This window comes from Yersinia sp. SCPM-O-B-9106 (C-191) (genome assembly GCF_026183365.1).
Classification (GTDB): Bacteria; Pseudomonadota; Gammaproteobacteria; order Enterobacterales; family Enterobacteriaceae; genus Yersinia; species Yersinia rochesterensis.
The window spans coordinates 1-16,653 of record NZ_CP110791.1 but is presented as its reverse complement, the minus strand read 5'-3'; the positions used below and the strand labels follow the sequence as shown (position 1 = coordinate 16,653).

Here is a 16,653-nt window from a genome sequence, read left to right as displayed (position 1 = left end):
ACAAAACAAGGAGAGGGTAATCTTTACCGATACCCCGGAGTGGGGTACCGGTCATCATAATTACTGCTGTTCAGATTGCTCAGTTGCAGCCGGATTATCTAATACCTGGTGCTCTTGTGGAGCAGCACTGCCAATGCTAATACGCTGTGGTTGCAGCGCTTCTGGCACTTGGCGCAACAGATCAATATGCAGCAGACCGTTTTCGAATTGAGCATTATCAACATTCAGATGCTCTGCCAGCGTAAAGGTCAATGAGAACTCTTTATGAACCAAGCCTTGATGCAGGTATTCAACCTGTTTTTCAGCTGGTGCTGGCTTACCGCGAACAGTCAAACGCGGGCCTTCAACTTCAATATCCAGCTCACTCTGTTTAAAACCGGCTAATGCCAGTGAGATGCGATAATGGTTATCGTCAGTTTTCTCAATATTGTATGGCGGGAATCCCTGAGAATCCTGACCGCCCTGCATTGAGTTGGCTAATTTATCAAAACCAATCCACTGACGAAGCAAAGGTGACAAATCATAATTACGCATAGATATAACTCCTTCTGAGAAGCGAGATAAGATAATAAACAGTCACGAATTAGCGATATAAAAAACCTGAACGCAAGATACTGGCGTTATATTATTTCTCGCTATCAATCCGTGACTGGTCAGCCCCCGATTACGGCAGGCTAAACTCCGTTAAATAATGTAAATAACTTACACTGTTAAGTAGATTACTTAATTTCAATACGGCGTGGTTTTAAACTTTCCGGTACCAAACGCTCAAGGTCGATATACAGCAAGCCATTCACTAAATTGGCACCTTTAATTTTAATATGCTCCGCCAACTGGAATTTACGCTCGAAGTTACGCTCAGCGATACCCTGATACAAATAGGTGCGCTGCGCTGGCTCACTGGCATGAGAACCACGTATAATCAACAGGTTATCTTGTGTAACAATCTCCAATTCCTGCTCAGCAAAACCTGCCACCGCGATCGCGATGCGGTAGTTATTTTCGTCGACTAACTCGACGTTATAAGGAGGATACCCGCCATTACTTTGGTTCTGGCCGGATTCTAAAAGATTGAACAACCGGTCGAAACCGATAGCTGAACGATACAGTGGTGCAAGCTCGGAATTACGCATAAAAACTGCCTCCTAAATATATTAGCAAGGGTGTTATCATATTTTGTATTAAGCCTTCCACTATGGACAGGCTTATGGCCCGAATACCCTGTCGGCGTATTCTCTCTGGCCTGATAATAAAGTGGGACCGGTATTTTTCTTTTCAAGAGCAAAACAAAAAATTTTTTCGTGGGAAATATCCCAATAAGACGTTTATGACTCTAATTATTCGATAAATGCGCTGTTATAACTTACACTTAGCTCAAGTTACCCACAAGATTGAATTTTTGACCATAGGAACTGTCTGTAAGGTAGTGTAAAAATCATGTCAAAACCTGACACTGTTTGCTGGCTTATCGCGGTAACTTGTTACTCCCCGGTAGAATGAGAGCTGAATAAAATAATGAAAAATACAGTTATCCCTTTTGTTACCGGCTGTTCGCTGCTGTTGTCCGGCGGTTGTTCCAGTATTATGACGCACACCAGCAGCAGCCAGGGCTATTACTCCGGCACGGCTGCCAATGTGGCGATGCTCAAAGATGATAATACCGGTTGGGCGCTGCGCCCCTTATTGGCAGTGGACCTGCCTTTCTCTGCGGTGATGGACACCCTGCTCCTGCCATATGATTATTTGCGTTCTGATAGCGAAGACAAAATGGCCAACTCCCCGCGTGAGCGCATTCGTCAGTCAGAAGCGCAGAGTCCGCCAGCCGTTTCTCCTGCGGCGGCGGCCCCGCTACCATGACCTAACCAACATCCACGGTAACTATATTCACGGTAACTATATCCACAGTAAATAGTTGCGCCAACCCGTCGATTTCCCGCATAAACGCGACTTTGGTGCCATCAGGTGAAAACACCACGGCATCCGCCAGTGGTGCAATTGCGCTCCGGGTGGTCAATCGCTGTAACCGACCGGTGGCACTATCACACTGCATCACACTGTTATCACACACAAATGCCAAACTGTGCCCTTGTGGATGCCAACTAAATGCCGACTGAATTCCCTCCTTCGTAAAAGTCAGTTGCCGCGGTTCACCACCATTCGGTGAAACCAGCCACAGCTGCACCACACCTTTATCATCTTTCATTAAGCAAGCAATGGCACTGCCGTCAGGCGAAGTGCGCAGCCAATGCCGTGGACTGGTCGCCAGCCCAGGAAAACGCCTGTTAGCCGTAAAAGTTATCCGCCGCTGGCTGACACCCGCAGGTGGTGCGGGCAAGGTAGTTTGCGTACCTTCCAGTGGCGCAGTTCCGGCGCGGGCGTAATCCCTGTCATGCTGCGGTAAATCAACAATAAAGACTTCCGGGATTTTTTCTCCCTGCGCCGAAAGTGTGTCGCCAATAAATGCCAATGCCCAACGCTGGCGAGTGCCATCCGCTTTCAGATAGCCCTGAACGCCCACCCAGCCCTCTTCATAAGCGCGGTTTATTTGGTCACTGCCCGCCAGGGGCTTGGGAGTGGTTCGAGTCACTAACACACAGAAATGGCTGCCATCATATTCACGCGGATGTTGCTTGGGCGGATTAACCCCCTGCAAAGGCAGGGCAACGCCGACATTGCGGCAATCCAGCGCGGGATCCCATTCATGCAGCACATGGTCGTTATAAGTAAAACTCAGACGGCTGCCGTCAGGACTGAAAACATGCACATGGCTGCCACCGCGCAATGCGCCGGGAGTATATGGCGCGGTGATGTCCATCGCATCCAATGTTACCGCCAGTTCTCTGTCCGGCTCAGTGACAATCACCCCTCGCCGGTGATGGAAATCATAATGCCAGTGATTATCTGGGTGCTCCGGGCCATGGATAAAGACATAGCGGGCGGGTTTATCAGGGCTTACCGTCACCACCCCGACATGCGCACCATGCTGAGCACGATAAATGACTTCAATATCACCAGTTATACAATTCACCCGCTCAATGGTTAAACCACTAAACGTACTGCCGTTAGGCCGCACATCATATGCCAGCCATTGGCTATCCGGCGTCCAAACATTGATATTAGTGAGTTGATGACCTCTGGGATCAAAAGTGAGTTGCTGTTCCTGCAAGGCCATGCTGGCTCCGGACGCGATTACGCTGATAATGATTCATTATGCTGAATTATATCATCAACAGTTTTTCGTATACCCCTGTGAACAATATCAATCGTTATAGCAGCAGACTAATTAGTGATTAAAATGAAATCAATTTATTAAAATGGTAACTCCAGATAGCATGACCTCAACTTAATATGTTATAGATACTAAATTGCTGTACTCATTTACTGTAACTTACTGATTAACTTTAAAAGACTCACTAAGGGGCATAGTTGTGTCTGCTTTCCATAACTGGTTATCTGAAAAATCATCTGGCGATTGGTATATCTACATTAAGCGCCTTTCCGGTAATGATACTGGTGCAACAGGCGGACATCAGGCTGGGGTCTATATCCCGACTGAAGTGATTGAGAAACAGTTCTCTTCTATTCTACGAACTGATGTGAGAAATCCTGACATTCTTTTGCCTGCCAGAATAAGTTCTCATGGAAATCTTGAGAGTGTAGTCCGGGCTATTTATTACAATAATCGTCATTTTGATGGTACACGTAATGAAAAGCGTATCACTCGTTGGGGTAAAGGTAGCCCGCTGTTAAATAAAGAAAATACTGGCGCACTAACTGTTTTCGCTTTCCATAGTCAGCCCGAGAGCATCTGTGATTTTATTGATGTATGGCTATGCAATTCTCTGGTAGAGGAAGAATTGCTGGAATCCATGACAGGTGAGATCATTCCTGGCTTCTCAGTTTCTGGTCCATCTAATCAGGTTCTTGGCGGTTTTGCTGTAACAAACGATGGTTGGACGTCTGGCAATTATCCTATCCCAGAAGAATGGTCTGTTTCATTTCCATCGGGGGTGGAGATCATTAGTTATCTCCCTGAAGTATTCCAGTTTAAAAGCCAAACTCCTGATGAACTATTACTTGAAAAACGCGATGCAGAATATTCTCTGTTTCGGCGCATAGAAGAATTACATGTTTTGGATCGGGTGAAGGCAGGTTTTTCGTCAGTAGATGATTTTATAAACTTAGCTAATTCAGTAAGTAATCGACGTAAATCACGAGCAGGAAGATCTTTGGAATTACATCTGGAGCATACATTCGTCGAGAATAATCTTACTGATTTTGCAACTCAGTGTGTTACTGAAGGAAATAAAAAACCTGACTTTTTATTTCCTTCCTCTGAAGCTTATAATGATGCGGAATATCCTTCAGATAAATTGAGAATGCTTGCAGTAAAAACCACCTGTAAAGATCGCTGGCGCCAGGCTCTGAATGAGGCTAACCGGATTAAAAAAATTCATCTTTTTACTCTTCAGGAAGGTGTCTCTGTTAATCAGTTCCAGGAAATGAAAGATGCTGGCGTTCAATTAGTCGTTCCGAAGCCTCTTCACAAAAAATATCCTGAATCCATTCGTGATGAGTTAATTTCTCTTGATGATTTCATTCAAGAAATCAAGAAAATATATAATCATTAATTAAATAGTATGGCCGAATTTGAGTTATTTATAACCTGTATTCGGTCAACTAAATATTACCTGACTAATGCCTTTTGTATCAATTTGAGCATTTACTTCACTACTACAAACCCACTCCTCCACTCTCACTGAAATATCATTATCTGTTAGTTTGTACTTACCCCGTAATGCACATTCCCAGACGACTAAAACTTTCCAGCCATCGGCTGAGAGATGTTTTATAACGTCATTGTCTCTTTTTACATTCTCTTGTATTTTTTTAAGCCAAAAGTCAGTGCGTGTCGCTGGGGTCTTGAACAAATAGCAGTTATGTTTATGCCAAAAACAGCCATGAACAAAGATTATCGCCCGATAATCATCGATAACAAAATCGGGCTTCCCTGGGAGTTCTCGGATCTGAACCCTGTAAGAAAGCCCTAACAGGTCAAGTATTTTGGCTAATTTAACCTCTATGGCCGTGTCTTTTGTTCGGATAGCCCTCATGTTTTTACTGCGAGTTTCCGAAGAGTGAACATCAGCCATAATGATTAAGCCGCCTTATCTTTTCGCACTTTTACTGCTTCTGCTATAAATGGCGCGAGTAGCTGAGCAACAGCTGCAAAAACAGGAACGACTACGGAGTTACCAAATTGCCGATAAGCTTGTGTATCAGATACAGGAATGCGGAACGATTCCTTGCCCAGTGTTTCAAACCCCATCAGGCGAGCACATTCTTTTGGTGTAAGTCGACGAGGGCGATTTTCCTGATTATTTTTATCATCAAAATCTATTTCCCCTAAAGCTTTATCCCAACCTCGATCAATTAAAATCTCAGAGCCATCTTTATGGTAACGAGCTGATAATGTTCTGGCCACGCTCTCGCTGTTTGTTGGGTCAACCAGCCCAAAACCAAAACCGTTACCTTTCGCCTGATGCTTTTTGGCGTAATTGTATAAGTATTTCCACAAATGCGGAGTCAGTATGTATTTATCATCAACTACAGGTTCGAGTAATTCACCAAATGTCAGACGTTTTTCAGGGAAATACTTATGGATATCTTTTAATGTAAAACCTTTATCAATATTAAGGTCTCGACGAAAACCAACTAAAACAATACGTTCTCTGTGTTGAGGCAAGAAATTCTTTCCATCTACAATCTTAGGATCTTGTGATCCGACTGCATTTGCATCAGCGACTGAATAACCCAGTTCATCGAGCGTATTCATAATAACGCGAAAGGTTTTGCCTTTATCGTGGCTTTTTAGATTCTTAACATTTTCAAGCAAGAAAATAGCTGGTTTCTTTGAGGCAATAATTCTAGCGACATCAAAAAATAATGTCCCTTGGGCTTCACACTCAAAACCATGAGCACGGCCTAACGAGTTTTTCTTTGAAACCCCTGCTAATGAAAATGGCTGACAAGGAAAACCAGCAAGTAAAACATCATGATCAGGAATCTGCTTATCTATATTCTTATAAGCTTCTTCATCTGATATTTCCGTATTTTCACTTAACGTGATTTCACGTATATCAGAATTAAATCGATGCTCTACTGGGTCGCAATACCAATTGGCTTTATATGTGCGTACCGCATAAGAATTCCATTCGCTGGTAAAAACACACTGCCCGCCAATAGCCTCAAAACCTTTTCGAATGCCACCAATACCCGCAAAGAGATCAATAAAACGAAATTGGTAGTTAGGGTGGTTTTTCGGCGGGGAAGGCAACATCTCCTGTAGCATGTTAATTTCGGCCTCAGTTAGAGGCTTTTGTATGGATTTCCCGTTATACCAGCGATTAAGAGCTTCACGAGTCCATTCACACTTACTGACTTTTCTCAGAATTTCAGCAACAGCTTTTTGATCGTAAATTTCCAGCACACGTCGAACAAGTTCTTTATCTTGTTGTAATCGTTGTTGTTCTTTATGTTGTGCTTGTTCGGCAATCTGATTTGCGATTAAATCCAATTCTTCCATCTTAGAATTACTCATTCTGGGAATTTTCAATGTAAGAGTATCACTCATTTTACCCAGATAAAAGGATGGCTGTATAAAAAAACAGTATTAATGCTACAAATGTATCCAACTACTTCCCTAAAGAAACTATGTTTTTAGAAAAAATAGTCTAATATAGATTTTTATTCTAAATAAAAGTTCTCTATGCTTAGCCGATACCAGCCCATTGCCGATGCGATAGCCACACTTTTCTCTCCTTATGCGGAAGTTGCCCTCCACGACTTAGCCAGCCAAACACTGGTTTATATCGCGAATAACTATTCACAGCGGGAATTGGGGGAAGACTCCAACCTCAGCGACCTGCAATTTGATCAACACTCGCAGGTGATTGGCCCTTACCAAAAGCGCAACTGGGATGGCCGCCAACTGCGCTCCATCAGCACTGTGCTGCGGGATGACCATGGGCAACCTATCGGGCTGCTGTGCATCAATCTGGACATTACTGTCTTTGAAAGTGCCAAAGCGGCACTGGATATATTCCTGTCGGGCCATCAATTGCAACCGCAACCTGATGTGCTGTTCCAGGATGACTGGCAGGAGCGCATCAATACTTACATACACCACTGGCTGCAACAGCAAAAACTCACTCTGGCGACATTGAACAATGTTAACCGCCGAAAGTTGATTGAGGCACTTTACCAACAGGGAGCATTTAACGGCAAAAATGCTGCTGGCTATGTCGCAAAAATCCTTAACATCGCCCGTGCCACTGTTTATAACCAACTAAAAAATATAAAAAATACATAAACTTAAAGGAATTAACATGAACACATTATTTGATGCTATTAAAGAGGCCCATCAGGTATTACGCCCTCAAGTGAGAGTGACGCCGCTGGAATATAGCCCATTGCTGTCCCAGCACAGTGGTTGTGAAATCTATCTCAAATGTGAGCATCTACAGCACACCGGTTCCTTTAAATTTCGCGGAGCCAGTAACAAATTGCGTTTATTAACTGACGAACAGCGCCAACAGGGCGTGATTACCGCGTCGACCGGCAATCACGGACAAGCCATGGCACTGGCAGGGAAACTGGCGGGGGTTAAGGCCACTATTTATGCACCGGAGCAGGCGGCGGCCATCAAATTAGAGGCTATCCGCGCACTGGGCGGAGAGGTTGAACTGATTCCAGGGGATGCATTAAATGCCGAGCTGGCGGCTGATAGCGCCGCACAACAGCAAGGCAAAATCTATATCTCACCTTATAACGATGAACAAATTATCGCCGGACAAGGGACTTGCGGCATGGAGATGGTTGAACAGCAGCCGAATCTTGATGCTGTCTTTGTGGCGGTCGGTGGCGGTGGGCTGATTTCCGGCATTGCAACCGTACTAAAGAAACTCTCTGATAAAACTCAAATTATTGGGTGCTGGCCCGCCAATGCCACCAGTATGTATACCAGTTTGGAAAATGGCCAAATTCAGGAAGTGGCGGAGCAAGAAACCCTGTCTGATGGCACGGCCGGAGGGGTTGAACCGGGGGCGATAACTTTCGCCCTTTGCCAGCAATTAATTGATCAGAAAGTGCTGGTGAGTGAGCAAGAAATCAAAGATGCGATGCGCTTGATCGCACGTACTGACCGCTGGATGATTGAAGGCGCTGCTGGGGTGGCGTTAGCGGCAGCGCTGAAACTGGCACCGCATTGGCAAGGCAAGAAAGTTGCGGTGGTATTGTGCGGGAAGAATATCGTGCTAGAAAAATACCTGGGAGCGGTCAGCGAATGATTATTCTGAGTAAGCAGCAGATTCTCGACAAGTTCAATGCTAATGCCATCACGTTACTGCTCAAACAAGGTTTTATTGCTTTTAGTCAAAAACAGGTGCAAATGCCCCCAGTGCAGCACTTGCTGTTTGAACAGACCAATGGCGATTGCTGTATTAAAAGTGGCTATTTGCAGGGCGATAGACAATTCGTCGTGAAAGTTTCGGGCGGTTTTTATGATAATCCCGCTAAAGGGCTAGCGAGTAACCAAGGGTTGATGATGGCGTTTTCTGCCCAAACCGGCGAGCCGCAAGCCCTATTACTGGATGAGGGCTGGTTGACCGCGCTGCGCACAGCATTGGCTGGGCGAATTGTTGCCGAGCTATGTGCACCAAAACATATCAGTGCCATAGGCATCGTCGGCACCGGCATGCAAGCACGGCTGCATCTGACGTACCTGAAAAGTGTCATTCCATGCCGCCAGCTATGGGTCTGGGGCCGCAGTGAGACAGCATTAGAGGAATACCGTCAATATGCTCAGGCGGAGGGTTTTGAGGTCAATATCACCTTGGATGCCGCGGTGTTAGGCCGTCATTGCCAGTTTATTGTGACCACCACACCCAGCCGAGAAGCTATTTTACAAGCTGTAGATATTCAGCCAGGAACTCACATTACGGCGGTCGGTGCTGATGGTGCAGGTAAGCACGAACTGGCCCCTGAACTGGTCGCCAAAGCCGATAAAATATTGGTGGATTCATGGGAGCAATGCACTGAATTTGGTGAAATCTCATCAGCATTTCAACAGCGACTATTAGCGCATCACACCTTAACCGAGATGGGTACAGTTTTAGCTCAGGGCGTACCTTTCAGAAACAATGAACAGCAGATTACCTTAGCTGATTTAACCGGATTAGGGATTCAGGATGTGCAAATAGTGAAAGGGATTCTGGGGCGATAAAAGAGAGGGTAGGCTTTTATATTCTCTCTGTTGACTCTAAAAGCACATTTGAGCTGCCGAGTGAAGAATGCAGCCAGGGAAATCCGGCAGGACGCCGGATTTAGGCGTGCTTGAGCAAAGGATTGCAAATCACGCCGTCCCGCCAGTGTAGTGATGAGCCGAGTGGCACCCACGAAGTGGGCAAACGATACGTGCAAAAGCGCAGGGGTTCCAAGAGGGTTACGCGCTTGTAACCCCTTTGGCGGCTGAGGCATCGGAAGTAAGCTGAGCGCCGATCTCATATCAACCGAACCGAGCACCTAATTTGTAATAGAGCAGACCCAATCAAAACTCAGAGCACATATTTCTCAATGGCCAGCGCGACACCATCTTCAATATTAGTGCCTGTCACAAACTGCGCTATCTCTTTCAGTTCGGGAATAGCATTTCCCATTGCAACACCCACGCCGGCATAATTCACCATCGCAATATCATTACCTTGATCACCCAGTGCCATTACATTTTCCTGCGCAATGCCTAAATGATCAGCCAGCATTTTCACCCCCGTCCCCTTATCGACTCGTTTACTCAGAATCTCCAGGTAAAAAGGCGCACTTTTCATAATAGTGAAACGCTCAAAAGCTTCAGCGGGCATCATTTTCAATGCACGGTCCAGTTTTTCTGGCTCATCAATCATCATCACTTTCGGGAAGCGTAACTTAGGATCCATTTCCTCTACCGCCCGATATTTCAATGGGATACCGGTTATGAAAACTTCATGTAGGGTATATTTGCTGATGTCTTTGTTGGCGGTATATAAAGTCTCAAAATCAAAAGCCTGGAAACTGACCCCCATTTCGCGCGACAAAGCTTCGAAATAGAGATAATCCTCGAAATTAAGGGTTTCCTGTAAAATACACTCACCCGTGGCCGCTTTTTGTACTAATGCGCCGTTATTGCTGATGCAATAATCGCCACTATTTTCCATATTCAGTTCGCGTAAATAACGTCGGATTCCGATATAAGGCCGCCCCGTCGCCAGTACCACACAGACCCCTTTTGCCCGAGCGGCATCAATAGCCTGCTTTACTCGTGGAGTGATTTCATGCTGTGTGTTCAACAACGTGCCGTCCATATCGATAGCAATTAATTCAATAGCCATAGGCCCTCACATTTTCTTGGCGAATACTCCATGCTAACGCGATTCAGCGCTGAAATGCTAGTAAGTCCGCGTCCGTATACAGCACAAATACTAGCAAGATAAGAATTCGCAAGATTACGATTATCAAGTAAAAAAAAAGCCCAGAAACAGTTTCCTGTTCTGGGCATTTCTATCTGACCTATAAATTATCAGGTCAATAACTTATCTGATTAGATATCGATATTCGCTGCGCGCAACGCATTCTCTTCGATAAAGGCACGGCGAGGTTCAACCGCATCCCCCATCAGCGTGGTGAATAACTGATCGGCAGCAATGGCATCTTTCACCATAACCTGCAGCATACGGCGGCTGGTTGGGTCCATGGTGGTTTCCCACAGCTGCTCTGGGTTCATTTCACCCAAACCTTTATAGCGCTGGATGGCCAAACCGCGACGAGACTCTTTCACTAACCAGTCCAGTGCATCTTCAAAGCTTGAAACCGGCACACGGCGCTCGCCACGTTCAACAAAAGCACCTTCCTCGACTAAGCCACGGAGTTTATCGCCCAACAGGCAGATTTTGCGATATTCACCACCGTGGATGAAATCAAAGTCCAGATCATAATCGGTATCAACCCCGTGGGTACGAATACGCAGCACCGGCTCGAACAGTTGACGCTCACGGTTTTCGCGCACCACTGAACTGTAGCTGCTGCCGTGCTGTTCTTTCTCGTTCAGCAACACCACCAGCGAATCAATCCATTGCGTCACAACCTCTTTATCGGTCAAATCCTCTTCTTGCAAGGTTGGCTGATAAATCAGGTTATTCAGCAAAGCACGCGGATAACGACGTTCCATACGGCCAATAGTCTTCTGGACGCTGTAGTGCTCGGCAACCAGTTTCTCAAGATGTTCGCCCACCAGCGGTGGGGCATCAGCATTGATATGCAAAGCCGCGCCATCCAGTGCCAGAGTCATCTGGTACTGCTCCATCGCGTCATCATCTTTGATGTATTGCTCTTGCTTACCTTTCTTCACTTTATACAGTGGCGGCTGAGCGATAAACACATGACCACGCTCAATAATTTCCGGCATCTGACGATAGAAGAAGGTCAACAACAACGTACGGATGTGCGAACCATCCACGTCGGCATCGGTCATGATAATGATATTGTGATAGCGCAATTTGTCCGGATTATATTCATCCCGGCCAATACCACAACCCAGCGCGGTAATCAGCGTTGCCACTTCTTGTGAAGAAAGCATTTTGTCAAAGCGCGCTTTCTCGACGTTCAGGATTTTACCTTTTAGCGGCAAAATGGCCTGATTTTTACGGTTACGGCCCTGTTTAGCTGAGCCGCCCGCAGAGTCCCCTTCCACTAAGTAGAGTTCGGACAATGCCGGGTCGCGTTCCTGACAGTCAGCCAGTTTGCCTGGCAAACCAGCCAAGTCCAACGCCCCTTTACGACGCGTCATTTCACGGGCTTTACGTGCCGCTTCACGAGCACGGGCAGCATCAATAATCTTGCCCACGACAATTTTGGCGTCAGTTGGGTTTTCCAGCAAATACTCAACCAGCTTCTCGTTCATCAGCGTTTCGACCGCCGTTTTCACCTCAGAGGAGACCAGTTTATCTTTGGTCTGTGAGGAGAATTTAGGGTCTGGTACTTTCACGGAAACCACGGCAATCAAGCCTTCACGGGCATCATCACCGGTGGCACTGATTTTCGCTTTTTTACTGTAGCCTTCTTTATCCATGTAGCTGTTCAGGGTACGGGTCATCGCCGTACGGAACCCCACTAAGTGAGTCCCCCCATCGCGCTGTGGAATGTTGTTGGTGAAGCAGTAAATGTTTTCCTGGAAACCGTCGTTCCACTGCAATGCCACTTCCACACCGATATCGTCTTTCACGGTAGAGAAATAGAACACTTTCGGATGGATCGGGTTTTTGTTTTTGCTTAAATATTCAACAAATGCCCGAATACCACCTTCATAATGGAAATGGTCTTCTCTATCGTTACGTTTGTCTTTCAGTTTAATTGAAACCCCGGAGTTCAGGAATGACAACTCGCGCAGACGTTTAGCCAGGATTTCATACTGGAATTCGGTGTTATTGGTGAAGGTCTGGAAACTCGGCCAGAAACGCACGGTTGTCCCGGTCTGATCGGTTTCACCCACCACTTTCAGTGGTGCCTGCGGCACACCCATTTTGTAAGTCTGCTCGTGAACTTTACCTTCACGGCGAATCACCAGCTCCAGTTTTTCAGACAAGGCGTTAACAACTGAGACACCCACGCCGTGCAAACCGCCGGAAACTTTATACGAGTTATCGTCAAATTTACCGCCAGCATGCAACACGGTCATGATGACCTCAGCTGCCGATACCCCTTCCTCGTCATGCATACCGGTTGGAATACCGCGGCCATCATCCTGTACAGAAACCGAGTTATCCGAATGGATGGTGACAATAATTTCTTTACAGTGACCAGCGAGGGCTTCGTCGATAGCGTTATCCACAACCTCGAATACCATGTGGTGCAGACCGGTACCGTCATCAGTATCACCGATATACATGCCCGGACGCTTACGAACTGCATCCAGCCCTTTTAATACCTTGATACTTGAGGAGTCATAAGTATTCGACATCAACGTTTCTCGCTCATTTTTAATCCTGTGGTTGAACCTCTATTTTGCCATGTTCCACGCGGAACATCTTGCCCTTTTCGCCTACCATGTCGGCCACTTGCTCAGCACTCACTGCGCTGACAAAAACCTGTGCCCGGGTAGCTTTTAAACGCTCGGCCAATAAACGACGACGGCCGGTGTCTAGTTCGGAAGCAAAATCGTCAAGCAGATACAGGCAACGCCGCCCGCTCTGTCGGGTGAGAAACTCACCCTGCGCTAACCGCAATGCGCACATCAGCAATTTAAGCTGACCACGCGATAGCAAATCTTCTACCGGCGTACCATCGGCCCGAATGCGAAAATCCGCTTTATGTGGCCCGACGGCGGTATAGGTTAGCGCTCTGTCACGCTCAAACTGCCGTTCCAGCAACTCACCATAGTCACTCTCTTTATCCCAGCCGCGCTGGAAAGAGAAACTCAGGGCGAACTCTGGCAGGAACAGCGCGCATGTGGCTGAAATATCTGCCGCAATGGCGTCACTGTATGCCGCCCGCCACTCACTAATACGCTCAGCCAGCGGGATAATTTCCTGATCCCAGGCCCGGATTTGCGCATAGCGACTCACCTGGCGCAGCGCGGCGTTGCGCTGCTTAAGTAATCTTTTCAGATTGCTCCAGGCCATAAAAAAACCGGGTTCATTATGAAAGCAACCCCAGTCTAAAAAGGCACGCCGAAATTTTGGCCCGCCATTCAATAAAGTAAACCCTTCAGGAGTAATCAGTTGCATTGGCAACAATTGCGCCAATTCAGCCACTTTATGACCATCAGTGCCATCAATGCGCACCTTGGTATCACCTTGTCGGCTTTTGCTCAGCCCCACGGACGACTCACGCTCATTAGCATCAACCCGACCGTGCAATATAAACCCGGCACATTCGTGACGAATCACGCGGCCCGCCTGCAAACTACGAAAAGCGCGGCCATGACCTAAGGTATAAATCGCCTCCAGCACACTGGTTTTACCACTGCCATTGGGACCCACTAAAAAATTAAACCCCGACGCCAGTGCCAAGTCTGCCGATTCGATATTACGAAAATCTTTAATTAATAAACGCGTCAGAGCCATGCTTTACAAACGCATTGGCATGACAACGTACGCCGCAGCCTGACTGGCGCCATCTTCAATCTGCACGCTGGAGACCGAGTCGGTCAGTAACAGACTAACATCTTCGCACTTGAGCGCATTCAGCACATCGAGTACATAGCTGACGTTGAAGCCGATCTCCATTTCTGCCCCATCGTAGCTAACATCGAGGATCTCTTCCGCTTCTTCCTGTTCAGGGTTATTCGCGGTGATTTTAAGCTGATTTTGACTGACATAGAGCCGAACGCCACGAAACTTCTCGTTGGACAAAATCGCCGCGCGAGCAAAGGCTTGTTTCAGTAAATCACAGCTCGCTTTCAGTGTTTTGTCCGGGTTTTTCGGCAATACACGGCGATAATCAGGGAAACGGCCATCAACCAGCTTGGAGGTGAAAATGAAATCACCCACATGGGCGCGGATATTGTTACTGCCAATTTGCAAACGTAATGGCGTGTCGCCACCATCCAGCAACCTGACCAACTCCATCACGCCTTTACGCGGCACGATAACCGAATGTGACGGTAATGTCTGGCCAATGGGCATCGCACAAACCGCTAACCGGTGACCGTCAGTTGCGACAGTGCGCAGTTCTTCACCCTCAGTCTCAAACAACATGCCGTTCAAGTAATAACGCACATCCTGATGGGCCATTGAGAACTGAGTGGACTCAATCAGACGCTTTAAAGTTGCCTGCGGTAAAGTGAATTCAACTTCACTCTGCCAGTCATCCAAATTCGGGAAATCTGCGGCTGGTAAGGTAGACAGTGAGAAGCGGCTACGGCCAGAGCGCACCAATAGGCGGTCACCATCAAGTGCGACTGTAATCTCCGCGCCTTCCGGCAAACCACGCCAGATATCAAAAAACTTCCGTGCGGGCACAGTGGTTGCACCCTGCTCATGAGGCTGGGACAGGGCAACACAGGCCACCATCTCCATCTCCAGATCGGTACCGGTCAGGCGCAAAGAACCTTCGGTGACTTGCAGCAACAAGTTACCTAAGATTGGCAACGTAGGACGTCCACCCAGCGGGCTACTGACCTGTTGCAGCGGTTTTAGCAGATGCTCACGTTCAATGATAAATTTCATAGCGCTAGGAGGATAATGTTCTGATTAAGTTAGAGAAATCTTCTTTGATGTCGTGACTTTCTTCACGCAATTGTTCAATCTTGCGGCAAGCATGCAACACCGTGGTATGGTCGCGGCCACCAAACGCATCGCCGATTTCAGGCAGGCTGTGGTTGGTTAACTCTTTCGCCAACGCCATCGCCATTTGGCGCGGGCGAGCTACCGAACGGGAACGCCGTTTGGAGAGTAGGTCTGCGACCTTAATTTTATAATATTCTGCGACAGTTTTTTGAATATTATCAATAGTGACCAGTTTTTCCTGCAATGCCAGTAAGTCACGCAGAGCTTCACGAACAAAATCAATGGTGATTGCTCGGCCAGTAAAATTGGCATTGGCGATCACACGATTCAATGCCCCTTCCAGCTCACGCACGTTGGAACGCAGACGCTTGGCAATAAAGAACGCGACCTCACCGGGCAAGCGAATATTATTTTCATCCGCTTTTTTCATCAGAATCGCGACCCGGGTTTCCAGTTCCGGCGGCTCAATCGCCACCGTTAGGCCCCAGCCAAAACGCGATTTCAAACGATCTTCTACCCCATTGATCTCTTTTGGATAGCGATCTGAGGTCAGAATGATCTGCTGATTACCTTCCAGCAAAGCATTAAAGGTGTGGAAAAACTCTTCCTGGGAACGCTCTTTATTGGCAAAGAACTGAATATCATCGATTAATAACGCATCAACCGAACGATAATAGCGCTTAAACTCTTCTATTGCGTTGTTCTGCAAGGCTTTTACCATATCTTGCACAAAACGCTCTGAATGCATATAAACCACTTTGGCATTCGCTTTACGGGCGATAATGCCATTCCCCACGGCATGTAACAGGTGGGTTTTACCCAAACCTGTGCCGCCATAGAGGAATAGCGGGTTGTACGCGCCACCCGGATTATCCGCAACCTGACGTGCTGCTGCGCGGGCCAGTTGGTTAGATTTACCTTCAACGAAGTTATCAAATGTGTGTTTCGGGTTCACATTCGAACGGTAAGAATGTTCAGGTTGAGCGGGCGAACTGTCCCAACTCGGGCGTACAGGTGCGCTGCGGGTAACCGGAGCAACAGGCGCGCTAACGCTGGCTGTAACTGGATGACTGTGTGCTGCTCTTACCGCGGGTTTACTCCCGACTTCAAAACGCAGTAAAGGAACCTCGCTGCCACAGAAATCATTAAGCAAGCCATTGATATTGTTTAAGTACTTATCACGGACCCAGTCCAGTACAAAACGATTAGGTGCGTAAAGCGCCAGAGTATTGTCACTCAGTTCCGCCTGTAGGGGGCGTATCCACATACTAAATTCTGTGGCAGGTAACTCATCCTGCAATCGGGCAAGACACTGCTGCCAAAGCGAAAGTGACAC

The 16,653-nt window shown here is 47.0% G+C and carries 15 protein-coding genes; 5 read left to right on the top strand and 10 right to left on the bottom strand.

The window, feature by feature from the left end:
• Positions 1–60: 60 nt before the first annotated feature.
• Positions 61–534 (bottom strand): small heat shock chaperone IbpB, encoded by a 474-nt coding sequence (ibpB, locus tag OP863_RS00075; protein ID WP_038637641.1) that lies wholly within the window; start codon positions 532–534, stop codon positions 61–63.
• A 185-nt stretch (positions 535–719) separates the two neighbouring features.
• On the bottom strand, positions 720–1,133 hold the full coding sequence (gene ibpA, locus OP863_RS00070) for a small heat shock chaperone IbpA (protein ID WP_145591991.1): 414 nt from the start codon (positions 1,131–1,133) through the stop codon (positions 720–722).
• Between the two features lie 382 nt (positions 1,134–1,515).
• Between ibpA and OP863_RS00065 the strand changes: the two genes are divergently transcribed.
• Complete coding sequence (locus OP863_RS00065) at positions 1,516–1,857, top strand: YceK/YidQ family lipoprotein (RefSeq protein ID WP_265525743.1); 342 nt, start codon at positions 1,516–1,518, stop codon at positions 1,855–1,857.
• A 1-nt stretch (position 1,858) separates the two neighbouring features.
• Here OP863_RS00065 and OP863_RS00060 read toward each other — a convergent pair whose 3' ends face one another.
• On the bottom strand, positions 1,859–3,172 hold the full coding sequence (locus tag OP863_RS00060; RefSeq protein WP_265525742.1) for a DUF3748 domain-containing protein: 1,314 nt from the start codon (positions 3,170–3,172) through the stop codon (positions 1,859–1,861).
• A 256-nt stretch (positions 3,173–3,428) separates the two neighbouring features.
• On the opposite strand from OP863_RS00060, the gene OP863_RS00055 reads away from it, so the two are divergent.
• A complete protein-coding gene (locus tag OP863_RS00055; protein WP_145591993.1) occupies positions 3,429–4,631 on the top strand; it encodes a type II restriction endonuclease in 1,203 nt (400 codons plus the stop codon).
• 45 nt (positions 4,632–4,676) lie between these two features.
• On the opposite strand, the gene OP863_RS00050 is transcribed toward OP863_RS00055, so the two are convergent.
• The gene (locus OP863_RS00050) at positions 4,677–5,153 is read right to left on the bottom strand and encodes a very short patch repair endonuclease (RefSeq protein ID WP_145589383.1); all 477 of its coding nucleotides are present in this window, start codon (positions 5,151–5,153) and stop codon (positions 4,677–4,679) included.
• A 5-nt stretch (positions 5,154–5,158) separates the two neighbouring features.
• On the bottom strand, positions 5,159–6,586 hold the full coding sequence (locus OP863_RS00045; protein WP_145591994.1) for a DNA cytosine methyltransferase: 1,428 nt from the start codon (positions 6,584–6,586) through the stop codon (positions 5,159–5,161).
• A 183-nt stretch (positions 6,587–6,769) separates the two neighbouring features.
• On the opposite strand from OP863_RS00045, the gene OP863_RS00040 reads away from it, so the two are divergent.
• From OP863_RS00040 to OP863_RS00030, 3 genes are read left to right on the top strand one after another with little or no spacing between them, the layout of a single operon-like run.
• On the top strand, positions 6,770–7,372 hold the full coding sequence (locus OP863_RS00040; protein WP_145589381.1) for a helix-turn-helix transcriptional regulator: 603 nt from the start codon (positions 6,770–6,772) through the stop codon (positions 7,370–7,372).
• 16 nt (positions 7,373–7,388) lie between these two features.
• Positions 7,389–8,348 (top strand): threonine/serine dehydratase, encoded by a 960-nt coding sequence (locus OP863_RS00035; RefSeq protein ID WP_038637653.1) that lies wholly within the window; start codon positions 7,389–7,391, stop codon positions 8,346–8,348.
• Positions 8,345–9,283 (top strand): ornithine cyclodeaminase family protein, encoded by a 939-nt coding sequence (locus tag OP863_RS00030; RefSeq protein WP_265525741.1) that lies wholly within the window; start codon positions 8,345–8,347, stop codon positions 9,281–9,283. Before OP863_RS00035 ends, OP863_RS00030 begins: the two co-directional genes overlap by 4 nt.
• 331 nt (positions 9,284–9,614) lie before the next feature.
• Here the strand turns inward: OP863_RS00030 and yidA are convergent, their stop codons facing one another.
• The 5 genes from yidA to dnaA form a co-directional block, all read right to left on the bottom strand.
• On the bottom strand, positions 9,615–10,424 hold the full coding sequence (gene yidA / locus OP863_RS00025; RefSeq protein ID WP_038637659.1) for a sugar-phosphatase: 810 nt from the start codon (positions 10,422–10,424) through the stop codon (positions 9,615–9,617).
• Positions 10,425–10,633: 209 nt separating this feature from the next.
• Complete coding sequence (gene gyrB, locus OP863_RS00020) at positions 10,634–13,048, bottom strand: DNA topoisomerase (ATP-hydrolyzing) subunit B (protein WP_038637662.1); 2,415 nt, start codon at positions 13,046–13,048, stop codon at positions 10,634–10,636.
• 19 nt (positions 13,049–13,067) lie between these two features.
• Positions 13,068–14,153 carry a DNA replication/repair protein RecF gene (gene recF, locus OP863_RS00015; protein ID WP_145591998.1) on the bottom strand — a complete coding sequence of 362 codons (1,086 nt, stop codon included), beginning with the start codon at positions 14,151–14,153 and terminating at the stop codon, positions 13,068–13,070.
• A gap of 3 nt (positions 14,154–14,156) precedes the next feature.
• Positions 14,157–15,257, bottom strand: coding sequence for a DNA polymerase III subunit beta (dnaN, locus tag OP863_RS00010; protein WP_145591999.1), 1,101 nt, complete (start codon positions 15,255–15,257; stop codon positions 14,157–14,159).
• A gap of 4 nt (positions 15,258–15,261) precedes the next feature.
• On the bottom strand, positions 15,262–16,653 hold the full coding sequence (gene dnaA, locus OP863_RS00005) for a chromosomal replication initiator protein DnaA (protein ID WP_050113349.1): 1,392 nt from the start codon (positions 16,651–16,653) through the stop codon (positions 15,262–15,264).

What these genes read in the sequence shown, in the direction of transcription:
- ibpB (WP_038637641.1), bottom strand. Translation starts at nt 534, where the DNA reads ATGCGTAATTATGATTTGTCACCTTTGCTTCGTCAGTGGATTGGTTTT.
- ibpA (WP_145591991.1), bottom strand. Translation starts at nt 1,133, where the DNA reads ATGCGTAATTCCGAGCTTGCACCACTGTATCGTTCAGCTATCGGTTTC.
- OP863_RS00065 (WP_265525743.1), top strand. Translation starts at nt 1,516, where the DNA reads ATGAAAAATACAGTTATCCCTTTTGTTACCGGCTGTTCGCTGCTGTTG.
- OP863_RS00060 (WP_265525742.1), bottom strand. Translation starts at nt 3,172, where the DNA reads ATGGCCTTGCAGGAACAGCAACTCACTTTTGATCCCAGAGGTCATCAA.
- OP863_RS00050 (WP_145589383.1), bottom strand. Translation starts at nt 5,153, where the DNA reads ATGGCTGATGTTCACTCTTCGGAAACTCGCAGTAAAAACATGAGGGCT.
- OP863_RS00045 (WP_145591994.1), bottom strand. Translation starts at nt 6,586, where the DNA reads ATGGAAGAATTGGATTTAATCGCAAATCAGATTGCCGAACAAGCACAA.
- OP863_RS00040 (WP_145589381.1), top strand. Translation starts at nt 6,770, where the DNA reads ATGCTTAGCCGATACCAGCCCATTGCCGATGCGATAGCCACACTTTTC.
- OP863_RS00035 (WP_038637653.1), top strand. Translation starts at nt 7,389, where the DNA reads ATGAACACATTATTTGATGCTATTAAAGAGGCCCATCAGGTATTACGC.
- OP863_RS00030 (WP_265525741.1), top strand. Translation starts at nt 8,345, where the DNA reads ATGATTATTCTGAGTAAGCAGCAGATTCTCGACAAGTTCAATGCTAAT.
- yidA (WP_038637659.1), bottom strand. Translation starts at nt 10,424, where the DNA reads ATGGCTATTGAATTAATTGCTATCGATATGGACGGCACGTTGTTGAAC.
- gyrB (WP_038637662.1), bottom strand. Translation starts at nt 13,048, where the DNA reads ATGTCGAATACTTATGACTCCTCAAGTATCAAGGTATTAAAAGGGCTG.
- recF (WP_145591998.1), bottom strand. Translation starts at nt 14,153, where the DNA reads ATGGCTCTGACGCGTTTATTAATTAAAGATTTTCGTAATATCGAATCG.
- dnaN (WP_145591999.1), bottom strand. Translation starts at nt 15,257, where the DNA reads ATGAAATTTATCATTGAACGTGAGCATCTGCTAAAACCGCTGCAACAG.